This window comes from uncultured Psychromonas sp., assembly GCF_947489755.1.
Classification (GTDB): Bacteria; Pseudomonadota; Gammaproteobacteria; order Enterobacterales; family Psychromonadaceae; genus Psychromonas.
The window spans coordinates 91,464-111,297 of the sequence record NZ_CANLFB010000011.1; the positions used below are offsets into that span (position 1 = coordinate 91,464).

The window sequence follows — 19,834 nt, forward strand, 5'->3', positions numbered from 1 at the left end:
GTAATTCAGTCAACGTTAGAATTTCACATTATAGTTAACGGAGTAAGTGCGGCCTTGGCCTTCAAAATTAAATAAGTTCTCATTAACTGAACCACCATAGTAGTAAACAGCACGTTGAGACCATAACGTTTGATACTCAGTATTTAATAAGTTTGTAATACCAAATTGCAGTTTCCCTACAGGTAATTGAACACCTGCTAATAAATCAACCGTGTTATAACCTTCTAAGTCATTATCATCGGCATCGGTGTAATCAAACATTTGAGATGTTTGAAGGCGTGTATTATATAAATCTTGTTGCCAGCTAACATAAGCAGTTAATTTTGAAGGACTTGCACTTGTTGCATCTAAGTTCCCCCACTTACCATCAGATTTAGTTTCACTAACAATATAGTTAAAATTACCACCCGCATGTAATGCATCTGTTAAGTAATAATCTAATTGCGCTTCTAAACCATAAATACGAACTTTGTCATCAACAACTTCAATTGAATAATCATCTTGCGCTTCAATTTTCTTATCCGATAAAGAATAATAAGCCGTTAACTGAGTATAAAGTGACTCATTGCTTAAACGCCAACCTAGCTCTATAGAATTAGTTGTTATACCTTCGAGCGGGTTATCTGAAACATTGGTACTACTTGCGACAGTGCCGTCATCATTGTAGTCAGCTTGACCATACCATTTAGCACTATCAGGAATTTCAAACCCTTGAGAAAAGTTCATCCACACTTGTTGGTGTTTATTTAACTTATAGAGCGCACCGACGTTAAATAAAGTATTGCTATAACTTGTATTTCCGCCTTCAATTTCATCATAATCAGTTGTATCACCGGCCAATGTAGCGTATTGCTGATCTTTATCTACAAAGTCCTCTACTGTAATATAAGAGTATTGGTAACGAACACCAGCATGTAAATTTAATGCATCACTTACATCATAATCAGCTTGTAAAAATGCAGCAAGAGAAAGAGTATCAATGTCTGGATAGCGGTCTGTTTCCCCAACCGAATTTAATACTAAACCATTTGATATTGCAGCTGTTGTTGTATCGTAATAAGTCTGCGTTGCATCAAACTGTTCAAATTCGGCATCAGCACCATAAACAAGACTAAGTTTATCAGTTGGTTTCGCTGTAAAGACAAACTTAGAACCAACAACAGTTGTATTTTGTTCAGACGCACTTAATGTGCCTGCATAAAATGGATTAAAACGTAATGACTCATAACGGGTATACAGTTGTATATTCATAGTTTGATTATAAAATTCACTGTCTATGTAGTTTGCAGCTAACATATAACGTGTCGTTTTAGCTTGGTCATCAAGTTCATAACCTTTAACCATGCTGATTTCATCAGTGTTAAAATAGTTAGCATATCCATAGCCATAATCAATGCCGTAATCACTATCTTGACCACTATCATAAAATTGTGCAGTTAATTCCAAGCGCTTTGTATCAGTAATATCGTACCCAACACTTCCCATCACATCGAGCTGAGAAACATATTGAGAACTAGTTTGAGTCGAATCTTGCAATATCATATCGCCATTCGAATCATACATACCACCCGTTTCTTCATAAGAAATGGACAAACGAGCATCTAACTTTTCTTTTTTAAATGAGAAAGCCTGAGCTACTTGATACTGCAAATCTTCACCACTGTTAAAACCAGATTGTGCACCAACCCAAGCTTCATAATGAGCGCCTTCCTCATCACTACCTTTTTTAGTAATAATGTTAATAATACCGCCCAAGCTTCCACCACCGTAGATAGCAGATGCACCAGAAACAACTTCAATACGCGCTATGTTAAATGGGTTAATTGAATCAAATTGACGACTAACTGCACGAGAAGAGTTTAAAGAAATGCCATCGATCATAACCAATGCTGAACGACCACGCATATTTTGGCCTGCATTTGAACGAGATTGACTGCCCACATCTAAGCTAGGGATCAAGTTGGCTAATAAATCTTTAAATTCAACACCTGACTGTGCTTGCTCTACGATTTGCTCTTCTTCGATAACCAGAACCGTCGCTGCAATATCACTAATACTTTGTGCACTTCGGTTTGCAGTTACAACCATCCCATATCCATCGTCATCAACTTGTGCCTGTGCCAATAATGGTAAGCTCAACATACCAATGACAATAGGATTTAATATAAATTTAATGTGATTTGATTTTGTAAGTTTCATGATAAATTCCGTTTAATTAAAAATAAAAGTTCGTTTAATATTTATTATCAAGGTTGAGTTTCTTGCCATTGAATTTGATACCATTAGATCAGATACCAACAAATGGAGCTTTGCTCTTAATCTACGTTAAGTTTTGCAATGCTTACTTTATTAGTCGTATTTACCCTATGTCCTCGGTGATAAACCATTCCACCAGCACACAAGATCAATACCATTAATAAGATAAAACTCAGTAATAACGCTTGTTGGCCTAGTATTAAAAGTAATCCGCCGGCTAGACCTCCAAATGCATTCCCCAAAGTATGACCTTGGGATACCGCAGCAGATGTGCGGGCTTTATTATATTTGCTAGCGTGAATTGCTAATGCGGTATACCAGGCAGGCGCCATGGATAACGCAGCACTAATCAACACAACAGCAACAATCAATTGCTTCTGCATCACAAATAAAAGACTCCCACCAATAAAGCTGGCAGAAATGACGAATATAAATAAAATGGGTGAACGACTAAGAGGACGATACAAAATAAATAATGACACCAGTGCACTCGCACTCGCTGCAAATAAAAGACTGGCAGTCATATTACTAGCCAACTCAGCACTGCCAAATTGCGCCAATAACATTGGGCCTAAACTAAATTGTAGTTGTGATGAAAACAACGTAATTAATACAGCAGCAATACAAACGGAGATAAGCAACGGATTAGTCAATAAAGAAAATGACTCTGTTTTTATAGATTGTATAGGTGCAGACGAAGTATGTTGAGTTAGCGCATCTAAGCTGACTTCTTGTGTTGTTAGTGGATAAGAAAGACTCTGTTCATCTGTAACAGCATTACTAGTATCAACTTTGTCTTTCTGACTAAACCAAGCAATCACAACTGCAATCAAGGTAACCGAAGCAATAAACCATAAACTAAAATAATTCATATCAATAGGAACAAAGGTTAATAAAGGAGCCGTTAATCGACCTATATTAGTCGCAATACTTGACCAAACTAACTTCTCACCTTTTTTATCGTTATGAGATAAGGTTAATTGCGCACTCGGAATAATGGCACTACAAAACATGCCATGCAGCACGCGTGCTAAACATAAAGCGATGACTAAGCTTATCCCTTGAAACTCAGAAAATTGTAGGAACCCAATAAAGCTTAATTGTGAGACTAAGAAACCTAATAACACCCAACGAACAATAACCAAAATTGATTGATTAGCTGAAGCACGCTTATCTAATAAATGTCCCCACCAGCCAGAACAACACATAAAAAAAAACGTCCCTAAAGACAGTGGTAAAGCTAGCGCAAAAGCTGAAATTTCACCTTGTAGCATCATTTCGGGTACGAGTATGAGAATTGCGCCTTGCAATGCCCCTAGTACCCAACAAGATAAAACTGCCATCCCTTGCATTGTATTCCCTAAATTGATATCCCAACACTCAAATAAAAATGAGTATCATTTGCGAAAGATAATATTTCAAATGAAAACAATTGTCATTAAGATTTAAAGATATTTTATTGAACTTTTCCAAATTGACTTTTTATTGGCATAAAATAGAGTAATTTAAGTACTAAATTGTTACTTTTAAATGACATAAACCCTTTTTTGAAGTATAAATAATTCATAAATAAAATGATTTATAGGGAAGTTAACGGTTGTTACTGGCTACGATATCAATAATGGATATCGTGGTTGGCTTTAAACAGAAAGACCTAAACACCAACATATTGGATCGATTCTAATAAAGATTCAGGTAAGCCTTAGCAACGGTTCAATACTAAATATAGAGGGGTTATAGATAGAAGTTATAGATAGAAGTGATAGATAAAATTTATGGATAAAAATGACAAATAGAGGCCATGTATTTAAGTTTTTATTTTTGACCGAGGATATCGATCGCATTAAAAGTAATAGAATAAAGCAGTAATAAAGTGATGAGGTATAACGATGTATAAAAATGAGAAGAAGAAAAATAAGCATTAACACTAATATTTAACGATAATAAATTAAACGCTAAATATTAGTGTACGTTGAACGGTGTAGGCTAAGTAATTTATGACAGTCTTTTACTATTTAGCTACTTTCACCGTTGTCGGGTCAATCCCATACTGGCTTGCTAAATATTGTAGATAACCAAGATCTTCACACATACTTTTCCCTGGTTCATCGGAAATTTTGGCAACCGGTTTACCGTTCACTGACACCATTTTAATGACGATACTCAGTGGTACATTACCAACATCGTTCATTAAATTAGTACCAATACCAAACGACACTTTAATACGTCCTTTAAAGCGTTTCCATATTTCGATCATGCGGGGGAAGTCTAATGAATCACTGAATACCAGCGTTTTTTCAAGTGGATCAATCCCCATACGATGATATAAATTAATCGCTTTCTCACCCCAAACGAAGGGACAGCCGCTATCATGACGTAAACCATCGTAAAGCTTGCCAAAATAAGGATCATCGAAATCACGAATAAATGAATCCATCGAGTAACAATCCGTTAACGCAATCCCTAAACGCCCTCTGTATTCTCTTACCCACCCTTCTAATGCGGCTTTTTGTGCTTCAGCTAATCGAGTAACAGCCTGCCAACTTTGGAACCATTCATGAGCCATTGTGCCCATTGCAGGTAAATCGAGTGTTCTTGCAAAGTGGACACAACTTGTCCCGAGAAAGGATTCTGGCAATTCTGTTTTAAGGGTTTTTAAGACTTCCTCTTGCCATTGTTTACTCGCGCGACGGCGCGTACCAAAATCAATAAAATTAAGGCCTGTTAAATCTTCTCCTGTTTTGAACAACGCTATTTTTGCGGCTAATTTTTCACGAGCAACAAATAAATCGAATCCACCACAGTTAATATAAGTATGTAACTCACTAATTATAGACAGTGCATAAATTTCAAATAAACTGACATGTAACAAAGGCCCATCAAAGCGTAAGTTAATATTTTCTCCATCTGAATGTATATGGATAAATTTCATGTTCAGTTTGAATATACGTAAAAACTCAATGAAATCAGGCTTAATGAAAGACATTTTAGCGAGATAATCTAATTCTTCATCGGTAAAAGAAAGCGTACAAAGGTGCTCAAGTTGATGTTGAATATCAGGAATTAACGTTGTTAAATCTAAACCTTCTTTATTACGACAAGCGAACTTCCATTGCACATTCACTAATCTAAATTCAGCGGCATGGTAAAAAGCTTGAAGCATGCTTATTTTATAAAAATCTATGTCCATTAGGCTATCAATTAACCAACGGTCCACTTTTGTATGACTCATTTAGACTCCAATTCCTGACTGTTGGTGAGCAATATGACACCAGCGTCTTGCATCTCTTTGCATGCTATTTTAGTTGTTTCGCTATCTACGCCTCTGCAAGCTGCGAGATTAACAATGACTTGAAAACCAGCTTTACACAATTGTAATACCGTGGTTTTAACACAATAGTCAGTAGCCAACCCACCCACTATTACGGTTATTATTTTTTTACTCAAGAGCCATTCAATAACACCCGTCCCTTCGCGTTCCCCCAAATCATGATAACAAGCGCCGTATGGATGCATGAAAGGATCAATGCCTTTTTCCACCAAAAAATCATAACTGCTTTCTTGAGGTAAACCAGGTATTAATGTGTTTCCTTTGGTGCCTACAACACAATGCGCAGGCCACTTTATATCCAAGTTAGGATACTCGCCCTCAACGGGTGACATGATTTCTTCAGGAGAATTTGCAATCCACGGCGCTTTAGCTGGGTGGCAATCTTTACTCACTACTCTATATTGAGCAAAATGAGCTTGAGCATTTAACTCATCGGCAATGAAATCACCTTCAACAATAGGCAATTCATCTGGACACAATGGTGTAAAACCACATTGGGGGTCAACATCAAAACTGGCCGTTGTAGACTTATCAAGTTTGATCATATTTTTATCTCACTTTTGTTCAATATCATAATCAAGTTCAGCACCCCTCTTACCAATAGGCATATTCAACCTTTAATGATGCTTTTAATTTTTTAGCAAATAACATTGTCATCATAAAAACGTTAATCAATGAAACATACACTACAATGACGTCTCTGTTTATTTAATTGCTAATAAAATTTTCTTATATAATGTGATTAATATTGATAACCATCGCTATGTTACCAATAACGAGACACCTCAAAAAAACACAGAAAGTGATGTTATTAATATTTAATTGATTACTGTTTTCTAAAAAATGCCATTAAAATACACTAAAATACCCCATTTAAGGGTTATTTAATGCCTTTTAAGAGGATAAACACATTTTTATGATGGTTTATGTAGCCTCTTTGCCTAACTTTTATTATTCTTAAACAATTATTTACAATAACTTATATTTTCATGCGTTTCTGCTTTCAATATATGGGTTTAATTACATTCAAGGATTTAAATGAATACTGATACACATGTGTCCAATCGATGGTCAAGTCGATACGCGTACGTTTTAGCAGCTACAGGTGCAGCTGTTGGTCTTGGTAACATATGGAAGTTTCCATACATCATGGGTGAAAATGGAGGCGGTGCATTCGTATTTGTTTACCTTTTATGTATTTTCTTGATTGGTATCCCTGTGATGATGGCTGAAGTTGTTATCGGTAAACGAGGACGTTCAACTCCTGCGAATGCGATTGCGCATGTTGCAACTGAATCAGGCCATTCTTCTCATTGGTCAATCATTGGTACTATTGGTGTGTTAGCGGGTTTCTTAATACTCAGTTTCTACGCTGTTATCGCAGGATGGGCCGCTGCTTATGTTTTCTTTGCAGGCTCAGGCGAGTTCAGTGCAGCTGCTGCAGATCCAACAACGAATGCGGATGTGATTGGCGCTTTATTTACTAACTTAATCACTAGTGTGCCGCAACTGCTTATTTGGTCTTCATTAACGCTTATTGCTGCTGTTTATGTAATTTCAAAAGGGGTTAAAAACGGATTAGAAACTGCCATTACTTACCTAATGCCGTCGCTATTAATCCTACTAGTAGGCATTATGCTTTATTCAGCAGTAGTTGGTGATTTCGCTTCTGCATTTGCATTTATGTTTCACGTTGATTTTTCTCAGCTAACCATCGAAGGTGCTTTAGTTGCATTAGGCCATGCCTTTTTCACGCTGAGTTTAGCAATGGGTATTATGATGATTTACGGTGCATACTTACCGAAGGGTGTGTCGATCGTTAAAACGTCTATAACTATCGCGATTGCTGATACGGTTGTTGCATTAATTGCTGGTTTAGCGATTTACCCAATCGTATTTGCTAACGGTTTAGAGCCAAGCGCGGGACCAGGTTTATTATTCCAATCGCTTCCACTTGCATTTGGTTCAATGCCTTTTGGTGATGTTGTTGGTACGTTATTCTTTATCATGATTGTATTTGCAGCGTTTACGTCTGTGATTGCATTACTTGAATCTCCAACCGCTTACTTAGCGGAACGTCAAAAAATGAGCCGTACTAAAGCTGCTATTATTGCAGGCGTAACGGTTTGGATTTTAAGTCTATTAACTATCTACTCATTTGCAGGCGCAGAATGGACTAAATTGTCATTTGGTATGGGTGGAGACATCTTTGAATTCTTAGATTACATCACAGCTAATATCTTATTACCGCTGGGTGGTATCTTTATCTCAATCTTCGCTGGTTGGGTCATTAAGCCTGAGATTTTAAAAGAAGAATTCCAAATGTCAGATCTTTCTTTTTCAATCGTCGTAATGTTATTACGTTTTGTAGCACCGGTTGGTATTTTATTGGTATTTGCAAACGCAATTGGTTTGTTTTAATACCAAGTGAAAAATTAGTTTAGTCATAAAAACACTGACAAAAAAGCAACTCATTGAGTTGCTTTTTTATTAGCTTTACATTGTGATTAGTGCTGAGTTAGCTCTCTCACTTCACTGCTTAACTCGATCATATATTGAGGTAGTTAACAACTCATTCTGAAGAATGACAGTCAGTGAAAATAAACCATTTATAATGATTAATGTTAAGCAACCGATACAAACTCAGCAACTGAAAAAGGAGCTGTAGCCCCTTCACTGCCCCATTCCATTACATTGCTACTTTCACTAATATCGAAACAACATTCTCCCGCTAAATCGTTAATTATTTTAGCTGAACGCCATGCAGCTAAACTCAATTGTGGGTCTGCAATACCGTGACTCCCTAGCCCCGCATTAACCGCATAAATACTATTTTCTGGGTTACCTTGCCATTGTACTTTAAAGTGTTCATCTAACTGCAATAACCCATCTCCACATAAATTTAGTTGGTCCATTATCGGCGCTAAACAACGCGGTAACTTAGTCTCAAAACCAGTGGCTAATATCACGACTGTTCCACTATGGCTTTCTTCTAAACCACTTAAGTTATTCTTAACATCCATATTAAAACCATCGAATCGTTGAGTCATTGCTGTCACGGTTCGGTGTGGTAGCAGACGTACCCATTTACGTTGTTTTTGTACTTCAAACTTATCATATAATTCTTGATAAATTGCACGTAACGCTTCAGTCGTAATACCATCACTAGTCAGCTTTTGTGCATCTACCTCGCGCTTTTTAACCATTTGATCGAGATGATAAAATTGCTCTACGTATTGTGGTACAAAGAACTCATTGGCAAATGCCGCTTCATCTAACGCTTGGAAATTAGCACGACGAGATAACCAATCTAACTGTGCAGGTTGTCCCCAATGGCCGCGTAATACATTTAAAAATATATCAGCACCCGTTTGACCACCACCGACTAAAATGACTTTTTTCCCTGTTAAATCTATATTACGTAATCCTATTTCACTTGCATGAAAGCAATTATCCCCCAAGCTCGATTTTAGATATTCAGGGACATAAGCAGACTTACCTGTACCTAAGCATAAATGCTTAGATTCGAAATCACCTTGGCTTGTCGTCACCACAAAACGATCTTTAACGTGTTTAATCTCTTCAACTGCATGGGAAAACTTAACTTGTTCAATCTGCTTTGCTGTCCATGACAAATAGTCAGAGAATTCAGCGCGTGTGATGGTTTGCATTTCTGTATTTAAGAAACGATAAAACTTTTTATTCTTCACTAAGTAAGACATAAAACTATAAGGGCTTTCAGGATCAACCGCCGTGACTAAGTCTTTTAAATAGGATGTCTGCATATAAGTATTAGGTAACATCAACCCTTCATGCCAAATAAACTCCTTTTTATTATCGAAGAACTGACTCGATAAATGAGGTACCCGTTCAAGAAGAGCAGCTACACTAAGGTTAAAAGGACCAACACCAACACCTATCAAATCAGTTAGCTTTTCCATTATATTTTCCTTATTAAATGAATGAATTAAAAAAACGAGTGCGCTCACAACACATCAAAGCAGATCGTTTATGTGGAAAATCAAATTCTTTGAGCTTAACCATGCCTATATTTTTGGTAATACGAACAACATGATGATTATCGGCTCTAGGTTCTCCCATTATATTTAGCGTTTTATTCTCATCGACAAAACAAGCATGTAATATTGCAGAGGCCCAATTAACAAAATTTTTATGCCCTAGGAATAGTTTATTACCTACTAACATGTGTACGCCACGGTCATAAGGTTGATAGTCATAATAAGGGCCAAGGCGATCTTCTGCTGCCCAATACACTTCAAAATAACCAAAAGGTACACCATCAAAATAACCAACAACCGCCATCGTATGGTCGTCATTAGTTTGCTTATTGATATAATTGCGGTGCGTGTCTAAATCACCTGCTAATTCCCACATACGTGAAATATTCGGAGTGTTATGCCAATCATTAAAAATGGTTAAATCTCGGTTAACATCAATACATTTGAAGCTAATAACACGCTCTAATGGATAAATGTAACGTTGGTACCAAACACCTTCAGGCTGTGCTGGTCGTATCGGATGATAACTTCCATTATCAGCTTCAATGAACTGTTTATCTGTTAATACAGAGCGTATTGAAGGTGGGCTCTTCGTCCAAATACCTGCAAACTGGAAAAAGTGATTACGTTTTAGAATAACTTGACCAGACAATACTTTCGCCCAACTTGGTACCTCAACATCAGTCAAATCTTCCCAGACTTGTTGATCAATGAAGAGGCATTGATTAAGGCTTTGCTTCTCTTCAATCGTTGGTGAAATTAAGCCTGAAAAATAATACTCAAGTACATTAAACCATTGTTTTGGTGACATTTTAGAGTCTGTTACTAACCCAGTAGAAACGCCTTCTGTATAAGATGACATTTGAGATTGTGCTTGATTCGGCTTGCATAATTGATGGCAACCTTCTCCACTGACATGCCATTCTAATCGCCATTGTTGCCAATTCGATTCAATGATTAACTGGTTGTATGATTGCTTAAATATTAAATTTAACCCAGTTTTTTGCTCTGCAGGATCTTCCGCATTAAACAGAACAGGTTTGTAAGTTAATCGCGTATCTTCCTCTTTTAATAAACGATAAGGATTATTTATTCTTTGATAAATCTTACTGGGATCTTTCAACTCTGTTTCATTATCGATGCCTAAGAAACAAAAAAAGTTACCTTTAATTTTCAATTGTTCTGAGGTTAATAAATAGGAATAGAATGATCGGTCACAAAAACTATGTTGCGAAAGTTGACTAAAAAAATGTTGGCTAATACGCAATAATCCTTGGCTGTCATTATCAGATAACTGTGTTGATAATGCGGCCACCACACTATTTAATGAATTAAGAATTAAGTAATAACTGAAATATTCATTAACCGCCTCACTTTCAACAAAATAAGCAGGTGGATTAGCGGCAAGTAGTGGAAAGCGTTTTAATGCAGTATCGGTATAACCTGTCCCTTGGCAATCTCTAAAAGCGCCACCTACGGGTAAATGACCCGCTAATGTCACTAACAAGTTTTGCTGGTGTGCTAACAATACTAAACCGTAATCACTTCGAGCAACGGCAACGGGTTTAATGACATTCTCTAAAAAATGTTCAAACCACATTTTACTGGCTATTGAGGTCGATATATTACGATCTTGGGCTAGTTTAGACACTAATTTAACAATAGAGCTTTTACCGTCTTGATTTTCTTGGGTCATTGTTGCCAGTGTCACGGTGGCTTCTTTACCGGTTAAATAAGGATTTTCACGCCAACAAAATAAACTGTCCAATAACAATTCACCGCTCACATCTTTTAACCCACACCATGCTGGTTCTTGTAGAACATTGAATTGGGGGAAACGTTGTTTAAATTCAGCGCCAGCTAATTCATTACTGACTTGTTGAAAGAGTACGCCGCGAGACAGTTCAATAGGGGATAAGTGGCGAATAGAGTTAGTTAATTTGACCGCTAAAGAAAACTTTAACATCCAACGGCTTTGTGATTGCCATAATGCACGTGTTGATGAAGTAGCCCGCCAGTTTCTGCCTTGTGACTTCAAATCAACAATTGAACCTTGATCAAAATACTGCTGAATCGTGTCATTGTTAGCCAATACTTCTGCTTGATGAGGGTGAACAGGGTAAGGAACAAAACCAACAGGAACAGGCAGTTTAATACCAGCGTCTTGATAACTTTGCAGTAATAATTCACTGATGGAGTCTTCAGTATTGATATTTTGTGTATAAGCACTCTCACCAGCAATGAGTTCTTTTTTTACAAAGTACCAATGTAAAGCAAACTCACCTGCATAATCAGGACTAAATTGTTGGGCTTGTTGTTGAGACCAACCTTGATGTGTTTTACTGGCTGGGTGTAAATTATGCCCACCAATTAAACTTTGTTCTGCGGCAATAAAACCATCGATACTTGTTTCACTTTGACGATGAGTCATAACATCTGCCATGTGTTGTTCGCTAGCAAAGACGTGTTCTTTAAATGCATTAATTTGATGTTGGCTATAACTATTCTGAATACTGGGATGGTTACAAATAAACCCCACCACTTGTTGAAAATCGATGTCTTTTTCTTTGCCTTGATCGCGGATTTTAGCTGGCCACTTAAAGCTAAATCGCTGCACTAAAGAGTCATTTAATAAAGATAAAACTAACGTACCTTCAGAGCTTGTGATGGTAATTTCTTGTTTGTTTTTTTCATACTCCTTCCACTCATTTAATAATGCATTGAGAAAACCAGTCAATGCTAATCGTTCTGTATAGCTATACAGCATCATTAAGATCCTTTTTCGTTATATCTAAAATATTACTAATACTTAATCGTTTAAATCCACTTATTTACAAAATGCTCATACATCATTCATGTATATTTATTTAATAAATCATTGAAATAAAAAACATTTTAAATAATAATAATTATCATTAAGATTAGATGGTATTGTAAACGATAATGATTGTCATTAGTTTAAATGTAAATTATTTATTAATTAAACATTAACTCTGTAACACTTTAACCGTTTAAAGCCTGTGTTTTATTTACTAAAGAAGGTGTCGAATGATAGAAATTAATCAGCAACAATGGCAGGAAGTTAATAACCAACTAAATGCTAAAATCATCAGTGAATTACATTATGAAGAATTGCTTAAACTGAATGTAAAAGACACGGTTAGCACTACACCAGATAGTAGAAACCAAGTGACAATGGCACAAAAAAAGACGGTTTGTTATCAATGGAGAACAGAGAAAATTACATGGGAATTTCAGGCTAAAGAACATATTTGGGGCAATATCATTATCGATGATCACTCGCTCTCTCGTAACGGTGAAAAAAACATCAATACCGCTGAGCTACTTAAAGATATTGGTAATGACATTAAATTAGACAATATAATGTTAGGTAATTTAGTCGAAGAGATTCAACAAACGTTATATGCCGATTTGCAATCGATGAACTCTCTTAAAAAACATACAGGATCAACCCTGCTCAATTTATCTGGTGTTGCATTACAAGCCGTTTTAAAAGGTCATCCAAAAGCACTCGCTAACAAAGGTCGTTTAGGCTGGGGAACACCTGAATTAGCACAATATGCACCTGAGTATGGGCAACACTTTCAATTGCATTTTATCGCGATTAAAAAAACATTAACCACCATTGGTATTGAAAGAAGCCTAAAAGAAACGCACTATCAAACTCTCGTTCGTATGTTGACAGAAATGATGTCGCCACTGCAGATGGATAACCTTTTTAAAATACTAGAAGAACATCATATTTCACTAGAACAATACTGGATAATTCCAACTCATCCTTGGCAATTCCAGCATTATATTGCCTCTCAATTTACAGCTTTATTCGCTGAAAAAAGTATTATTGATTTAGGGATAACAGGTGATTACTACCAAGCACAGCAGTCAATTCGTACATTATCCAATATAACGCGACCTAAAAGAAATGACGTAAAACTGCCTATCACTATTTTAAACACTTCTTGTTACCGAGGTATTCCAGGTAAATATATTACCTCTGGTGCAGAATTATCTGAATTTATTCAACAGCGTTGTGATCAAGATAGTTTTCTTAAAAAATCAAACTTTAAAGTACTAAAAGAGTGGGCGGGTATCCATGTCACCAACCCAAATCAAATCGATATTAAACAAACACCTTATCGTTACAATGAAATGTTAGGGGTGATTTTAAGGCAAAGTCCTGCGGCGATTTTAGCAGAAAATCAACAAGACAAATTAGCAGCGGCTTTAATGCAGAATGATGCAAATGGTCATAGTTTAATAGCACAATATATTGAAGCAAGTGGTCTCGATATTAACGCTTGGTTAACCAAACTGTTTGATAGCACAGTGATCCCGCTTTATCACCTGATGTGCCAATATGGAATTGCATTAGTCTCTCATGGCCAAAACCTAACGTTATTAATGGAATATCATATTCCTGTTGGTTTAGCGATCAAAGATTTCCACGGCGATTTACGTATTGTAGATGAGGACTTTCCAGAACATGCTGACTTACCAGCGCATATTGCGCAACAACTGACTAAACTGCCCGCTCAATATTTATTACACGACTTATATACTGGTCATTTTGTTACTGTATTACGCTTTGTATCACCTTTACTTGAAGATCAACTCGGTTACAGTGAGCATGATTTCTATCAATTACTTTCGCAAAGAATATTACACTATCAGGCACAGTTTCCAGCATTAGCAATTCGCTTTAAACAATTTGATTTATTAGCTGAAAAAGTTGAAAAAATTTGCATAAATAGAGTGCGTTTTAATATGGGTTACCAAGATACTAGCGAACGTTTATTACCTGTATTAGGACAACCTCTCAATAATCCCTTATTCCCCGGAACTGTATTGAAACCTTAATAAATGAAAGATTTCACTAGGGTTTACTAAAGCTTATGAACAGAGAACTCTTTATTCGTGGGCCTTGGTAACTCTATTGATCTATTTCAAAATTAATTAAGGCATTTTCTGACTTTACGGATACTGATAAAGCACAAGACTGATCTTGGGCTGCTCCTAAATAAAATAGGAGCTATCTACTCATTCACTCATCACGTCAGTTAAATAATTAAACAAAAATACAAACATAAAAACCAGTTTGATTTACAATGCCTTATACAATTAATTATCCACCATCAATATACATAAGGAATAAATGTAATGGGCTTTTTCTCTGGTTTAGCATCGTTATTTTCAAGCAATACAGGTCATTCAACAGAACAAGCGGCAGAAGAAAGTATTGAATATAAAGGATTTGCTATTACGCCTAATCCAATGAATGAAGGAGGCCAATATCGACTCTCTGCAATCATAGAAAAGGAAGTAAACGAGGTTGTTTTATCACACGCTTTTATCCGTTCAGATGTGATTGCAAGCCGAGATGATTGTATAGAAATGACCATCAGAAAAGCTAAAATAGCGATCGATCAGATGGGTGAATCTATTTTCAATTAATGCCTTTTAAGTAAAACAGATGAAAAGACCATAATCGAATCGATAGCTTGCTAGCAACCAGTGTAGCTGTCGATAGGTTAAGGAGTCTCGATAGATGTTGCATATTAGCTTTAGCCTTAATGGCTTAAGTATTGATAGTGTAAGTATTGAAAGCTTAGCTTCTAAAAGCTGAGTTTCTATACATTAAAGCATTAATAACTGAAATCATAAGTAGTTAAGCACATTCTTTTAACTTATTAGATTATCTATTCAGTTACTTATAAATCATCAAAAAGACAGAAATAGAAATGAGCCGCTAAAAACACTAAAGATTCTTTTAAAGCCCCTTCGATAACTGATGAGTTTGTCGGTAGGTTTCTTGTATTACCCAGGCGTCATTGCTAGCGCGATGACGTTGTATGTTTGATTGCATAATTATTTTATCTTTGGTTTTATGCCAAATGTTCATTTGTTTGTCAGAGAGAATCATTTCTAAAGAACTAACAGTGAATTGCATGTCGACTCCAGAGGCATAAAATAATCTTGTCAGCCAGGGTTTATCAACCACCCAACCATCGGAATACAAAGTCATACCCGCTAACTTTTCATTCAGCAAACAGGCTACTTCTGAAACAGATTTCCCATAATTTTCCAGCATGTCTCGTGAAATATGATGAACTTTTTCAGCCTCTTCATTCCAATACTCCCAACCTTCAGCGGGTAAGATCAAAAGACAAAACCTTTCACCATTACTTAACACTAAACCAACTTCGATAGGATAACTATCTCCACCAAATCCAGATGCTTCTATATCGATGATATTGGGGTTATTCACGTAATGCATAAAATCGCCTATTTAATTTAGTTTTATAACGCCTAATCGGCGAGTTAAAAATTCGAGTTTATTGCTAACGATAATTTACGCAAATTTATTATTTATAGTAATGAATACAATAAAACGTTTAATGCTAGTTCAACTAACCATAACAAAATAAATAACTTAATGAAAAAAGTTAAGAAAATAAGTTAAAAAGTAGAACGGCTACCTATGTGAATTAACTTAACAACGTAGATGAATATACTAAATAATCATTCACCCACCATAAAAAGCAAATATTTATCAAATAAACAACCAAAAGTAGAAACAAAAAAGAAACACCTCAATAAAATACAATAAATACAACCACATAAAGTTAAATGTAGAAAATAAAAGACAATTTAATGTATTTATTAAAATTATACTATACAATATTTCTCTTTAAAAAATCATCTATTCATAAACAGAAAGTTAAGGTGATCGTGATAACAGCCTACACCTGTTTATTATATTGATATTTATAAATTCTAATTAAAAAGGACTTTTTATGTTTAACCCTAAAGTAGTTGCATTAATTTCATGTTCATTAGTGCTTTCGGCCTGTGGTGATAGCAGTAATGATACTGTAGAGCCTGCAGAATCAAGTGCCACGTTAAATATCCAATCAAAAAATTACTTTACTGGTGACCTCATTGAAGGAGCATCAATCAGCATTTCTTCAACAATTAATGGCAGTACTTTCACTAATACTGGCACAACAGATGAAAATGGCGAATTGAATATTGCATTACCAGAAGATGCACAACGCATTATTGTTAATGGTGATGCTGATGGGTATGGTGAATACAGCGTTATTGTTACATCAGATGATCAAAATATAGATTTATTTTTACAGCCTTCGAATCTAGAAAGTTCGTTTGATCCAAGCACTGCATTTAATTTAGAACTATCAGGGCTTAGCATTGTCTCTTTACCTGCCAATGCCTTTGTAGATGAAAATGGCGATAGCCCTACTGGTAATATCAATGCTGAGTTAACCATTATCGACCCAAGTACTGACCCAGAACTTATGCCAGGTAACTTCGAAACCATTGATGCAACAACAGGTGATATTGGTCTCATTGAAAGCTTCGGCGCTATCAATGCAACCTTTAATGATGCCGAAGGTAATAGCTACAATTTAGCAGATAACCAGACGGCAACAATAAGAATCCCTTTAGCGACAGGTTCAACTAATCCACCAGCGACTATTCCTCTATACCATTTTAATGAAGAAACAGGTTATTGGGATCAAGAAGGAACAGCCACCCTATCAGCGGATCAAGCATATTATGAAGGCACTGTTTCGCACTTCTCGACATGGAATGCCGATAGTCTTTATGAATCAGTACAAATAAGTGGCTGCTTACAAGATCAATTAGGAAGTGCTGTTAGTAATGCCAGAATCCAAACACAGGGTGTTGATTACTCAGGACAAGCAATCACTTATTCTAATACAGATGGAACGTTTAGCATTTCTGCGAAATCAGATGCGACTGTTTTCTTATCAGCATTCGGAGCGAATGGTTTAAGTAGAACAACAACTATCAGTACAGACCAACAAGATATAGTGCAAGATGCATGTATTACATTAGAACCAGGTGCGGCAGTGGTGACACTCACTTGGGGAGAAAATCCAAATGATTTGGATACTCAATTTTTTGGACCAGACTCAGCTGAAGGAGATGACTCATTCTTGGTTTATTATGGTAACAAAATTGATGGGAATGCATGGTTAGATGTTGATGATGTTAGTAGTTACGGCCCAGAAGTGACAACGATCAGCTCTTTTCCTTATGCAGGTCGATACAGTTACGCAGTCAAACATTTCAGTGGTTCAAGTGATATTGCGGCCTCTCCTGCTCGTGTTGAACTTGATTACTTAGGTGATATACAAATATTTTCACCACCTACTGGTGAAGCATCTCTATGTTGGGGCGTCTTTGATTTTGTTGTTGATGATCAAGGAGAAGTAACGATTGAGACTAACGGTACATGGGAAAGCGATAGTTACTGTAACGGTAATGAATATGCTACCAGCACAAACACAAGATCGTTATCTAACACTGTTTATGAAGAAAAATCAGGTATATTAGAAGAAATGATTAATAACAAGTATTACGTAAAATAAGGGCTGTCATCAACATTGTAAAACCGTGTAATGACCAGAGTACTGCGCGACGAAAATCGTATTTCGCCTCTGTTAATAATGATATTTCGTCTCTGTTAATAATGATATTTAACCTCAATGCAGGTTAATGAAAGCGACCTTGTATCGCAGTACTTATCCAGAACAAAGGTAACGTAAACTTTACCTATAAAAAGGCCAAACATTTAATGTTTGGCCTTTTTATTGTCTATTCCAGAATCGCAATATTAATTAGCAATAGCCGTATTATTTCAACTCAATTTAACAATCGAAACTTAATCCTTCTTGGGCCATCATGTTTTGAATAGAATCTAATTTAAGCATCGCTTGAATATGTGATCGTAGATGTGGCCAATCTTCTGCGCGACTATCATATTCATGACTCCAATAAGCGATCATAAACAGATGAAAATCAGCACCACTTAACTCATCACCTAAAAGCCATGGGCCTTTTTTACCGAGGTCTGTATTAAGAATATCCCAACAACGCGCTAATATTTGATTCCCTTTATCTTTAATTTGTTCCAAGCCTGCATCGTCACTAATATAATTTCCAGGATGAGCCCAACGATCAACGGCTTCCTGTAACGTATTAGACATCCAAATTAAGTATTGGTAATAGTAGCCTCGTTTAGGTGAATTAAGTGCAGGAGCTAAACCAGACTCAGGATGTTGATCCAATATATACATCAAGATGGCAGAGGATTCATAAATCACCTGTTCATTATGCTGTAACGTCGGCACCTTACCATTAGGGTTAATGGCTAAATACTCAGGCGTTTTTTGCATTTGTTTCGTTAAGTCAATCTCAACCAACTTATAAGGAACACCCAACGCTTCTAATACCGCATGAGTGGCCATATTCGCACCACCACGATCCCAATATAATGTATAAATAATGCTTATCCTTTTTACAATAAAGTGCCATTTACCATTAATGACAATGCAACAACAACAATAAAATAACACCTCAATAACCAATCAGCGACAGGCTAAGTCTCATTGAAATCTAAGTATCATTGAAATTTTTACTTACTTTCCCATGCTTTTGCTTCTTTGATAGCATCTTGCAAAAAGTGCCAATCAAGCAAACTTTGTTGGTAGTCACCTGCTCTACCGTTCAATACGATTCCGTATGCGTTTAATCTATACGCTAAAATTGAATAGAATGCGTCAACTGCGCCAGCTTTGTCAAACATATAGGGCAATTGAGCTTGCTCAAAGATAGTTTCTATTCTTGAGACTTCATTTGTAATGCCATCATTCAAGGTTGATAACGGCATTACATTTTCTAAAGTAAAAGAACACTGCTCTCTTAAATTCATAAAGCCTGAGTGCAACTCACTACACAAACTTCTAGCAATCGCCCTTTCATTTACACTGTCAGGAAAAAGTGCACCGTTTGCCTGTTCATTCAAATATTCAACAATCGCTAAAGAGTCATGAACAACCAATGAACCATCAACAAGTGCAGGCACTAAACCGGATGGCGAAAAGGTGAACACGTGTGCTTTATCATCTGAATCTGTTAAATCAATGACCTTAATATTAAAGTCTATATTCGCTAATTGGCCACATATCCAAACTCTAAGTGACCATGTTGACTCTTTACCGACGATTAATTCCATTTAAACCTCATTAAGTTAAAAATAACAATAGTTACTTCATTGATTATTCACTAAAAACGTATTTCTTATGCCAATCTAAGCGTGACGTTAAGTAAAAAACGAGCGAATGTCTCCGCTATACACAATCACTTATTAGTCGTTATT

General features: G+C 36.3%; 13 protein-coding genes. 4 read left to right on the forward strand and 9 right to left on the reverse strand.

Annotated features, from left to right (window positions below; genetic code table 11):
* Positions 1-15 precede the first annotated feature (15 nt).
* From Q0794_RS08275 to Q0794_RS08290, 4 genes are all read right to left on the reverse strand, one after another.
* On the reverse strand, positions 16-2,199 hold the full coding sequence (locus tag Q0794_RS08275; RefSeq protein WP_298941262.1) for a TonB-dependent receptor: 2,184 nt from the start codon (positions 2,197-2,199) through the stop codon (positions 16-18).
* A 116-nt stretch (positions 2,200-2,315) separates the two neighbouring features.
* On the reverse strand, positions 2,316-3,599 hold the full coding sequence (locus tag Q0794_RS08280; protein WP_298941263.1) for a permease: 1,284 nt from the start codon (positions 3,597-3,599) through the stop codon (positions 2,316-2,318).
* Between the two features lie 668 nt (positions 3,600-4,267).
* A complete protein-coding gene (gene pncB / locus Q0794_RS08285; RefSeq protein WP_298941264.1) occupies positions 4,268-5,488 on the reverse strand; it encodes a nicotinate phosphoribosyltransferase in 1,221 nt (406 codons plus the stop codon).
* A complete protein-coding gene (locus tag Q0794_RS08290) occupies positions 5,485-6,132 on the reverse strand; it encodes an isochorismatase family protein (protein WP_298941265.1) in 648 nt (215 codons plus the stop codon). Before Q0794_RS08290 ends, pncB begins: the two co-directional genes overlap by 4 nt.
* Before the next feature lie 493 nt (positions 6,133-6,625).
* Here Q0794_RS08290 and Q0794_RS08295 point away from each other — a divergent pair, with 493 nt between their 5' ends.
* Positions 6,626-8,008, forward strand: coding sequence for a sodium-dependent transporter (locus Q0794_RS08295; RefSeq protein ID WP_298941266.1), 1,383 nt, complete (start codon positions 6,626-6,628; stop codon positions 8,006-8,008).
* A gap of 203 nt (positions 8,009-8,211) precedes the next feature.
* Here Q0794_RS08295 and Q0794_RS08300 read toward each other — a convergent pair whose 3' ends face one another.
* Positions 8,212-9,528: a SidA/IucD/PvdA family monooxygenase gene (locus Q0794_RS08300; protein ID WP_298941267.1), complete on the reverse strand. Its 1,317-nt coding sequence runs from the start codon at positions 9,526-9,528 to the stop codon at positions 8,212-8,214.
* Between the two features lie 13 nt (positions 9,529-9,541).
* Positions 9,542-12,376, reverse strand: coding sequence for a GNAT family N-acetyltransferase (locus Q0794_RS08305; RefSeq protein WP_298941268.1), 2,835 nt, complete (start codon positions 12,374-12,376; stop codon positions 9,542-9,544).
* A gap of 278 nt (positions 12,377-12,654) precedes the next feature.
* Here Q0794_RS08305 and Q0794_RS08310 point away from each other — a divergent pair, with 278 nt between their 5' ends.
* The gene (locus Q0794_RS08310) at positions 12,655-14,484 is read left to right on the forward strand and encodes an IucA/IucC family protein (RefSeq protein ID WP_298941269.1); all 1,830 of its coding nucleotides are present in this window, start codon (positions 12,655-12,657) and stop codon (positions 14,482-14,484) included.
* Between the two features lie 300 nt (positions 14,485-14,784).
* On the forward strand, positions 14,785-15,078 hold the full coding sequence (locus tag Q0794_RS08315) for an HlyU family transcriptional regulator (protein WP_298941270.1): 294 nt from the start codon (positions 14,785-14,787) through the stop codon (positions 15,076-15,078).
* Between the two features lie 316 nt (positions 15,079-15,394).
* On the opposite strand, the gene Q0794_RS08320 is transcribed toward Q0794_RS08315, so the two are convergent.
* Complete coding sequence (locus Q0794_RS08320; RefSeq protein ID WP_298941271.1) at positions 15,395-15,901, reverse strand: hypothetical protein; 507 nt, start codon at positions 15,899-15,901, stop codon at positions 15,395-15,397.
* A 520-nt stretch (positions 15,902-16,421) separates the two neighbouring features.
* On the opposite strand from Q0794_RS08320, the gene Q0794_RS08325 reads away from it, so the two are divergent.
* Positions 16,422-18,044 (forward strand): hypothetical protein, encoded by a 1,623-nt coding sequence (locus Q0794_RS08325; protein WP_298941272.1) that lies wholly within the window; start codon positions 16,422-16,424, stop codon positions 18,042-18,044.
* A gap of 279 nt (positions 18,045-18,323) precedes the next feature.
* On the opposite strand, the gene Q0794_RS08330 is transcribed toward Q0794_RS08325, so the two are convergent.
* Positions 18,324-19,031 carry a glutathione S-transferase family protein gene (locus Q0794_RS08330; RefSeq protein ID WP_298941273.1) on the reverse strand — a complete coding sequence of 236 codons (708 nt, stop codon included), beginning with the start codon at positions 19,029-19,031 and terminating at the stop codon, positions 18,324-18,326.
* A gap of 59 nt (positions 19,032-19,090) precedes the next feature.
* Entirely contained in the window at positions 19,091-19,690 is a 600-nt protein-coding gene (locus tag Q0794_RS08335) for a glutathione S-transferase N-terminal domain-containing protein (RefSeq protein ID WP_298941274.1), read from the reverse strand.
* Positions 19,691-19,834 lie beyond the last annotated feature (144 nt).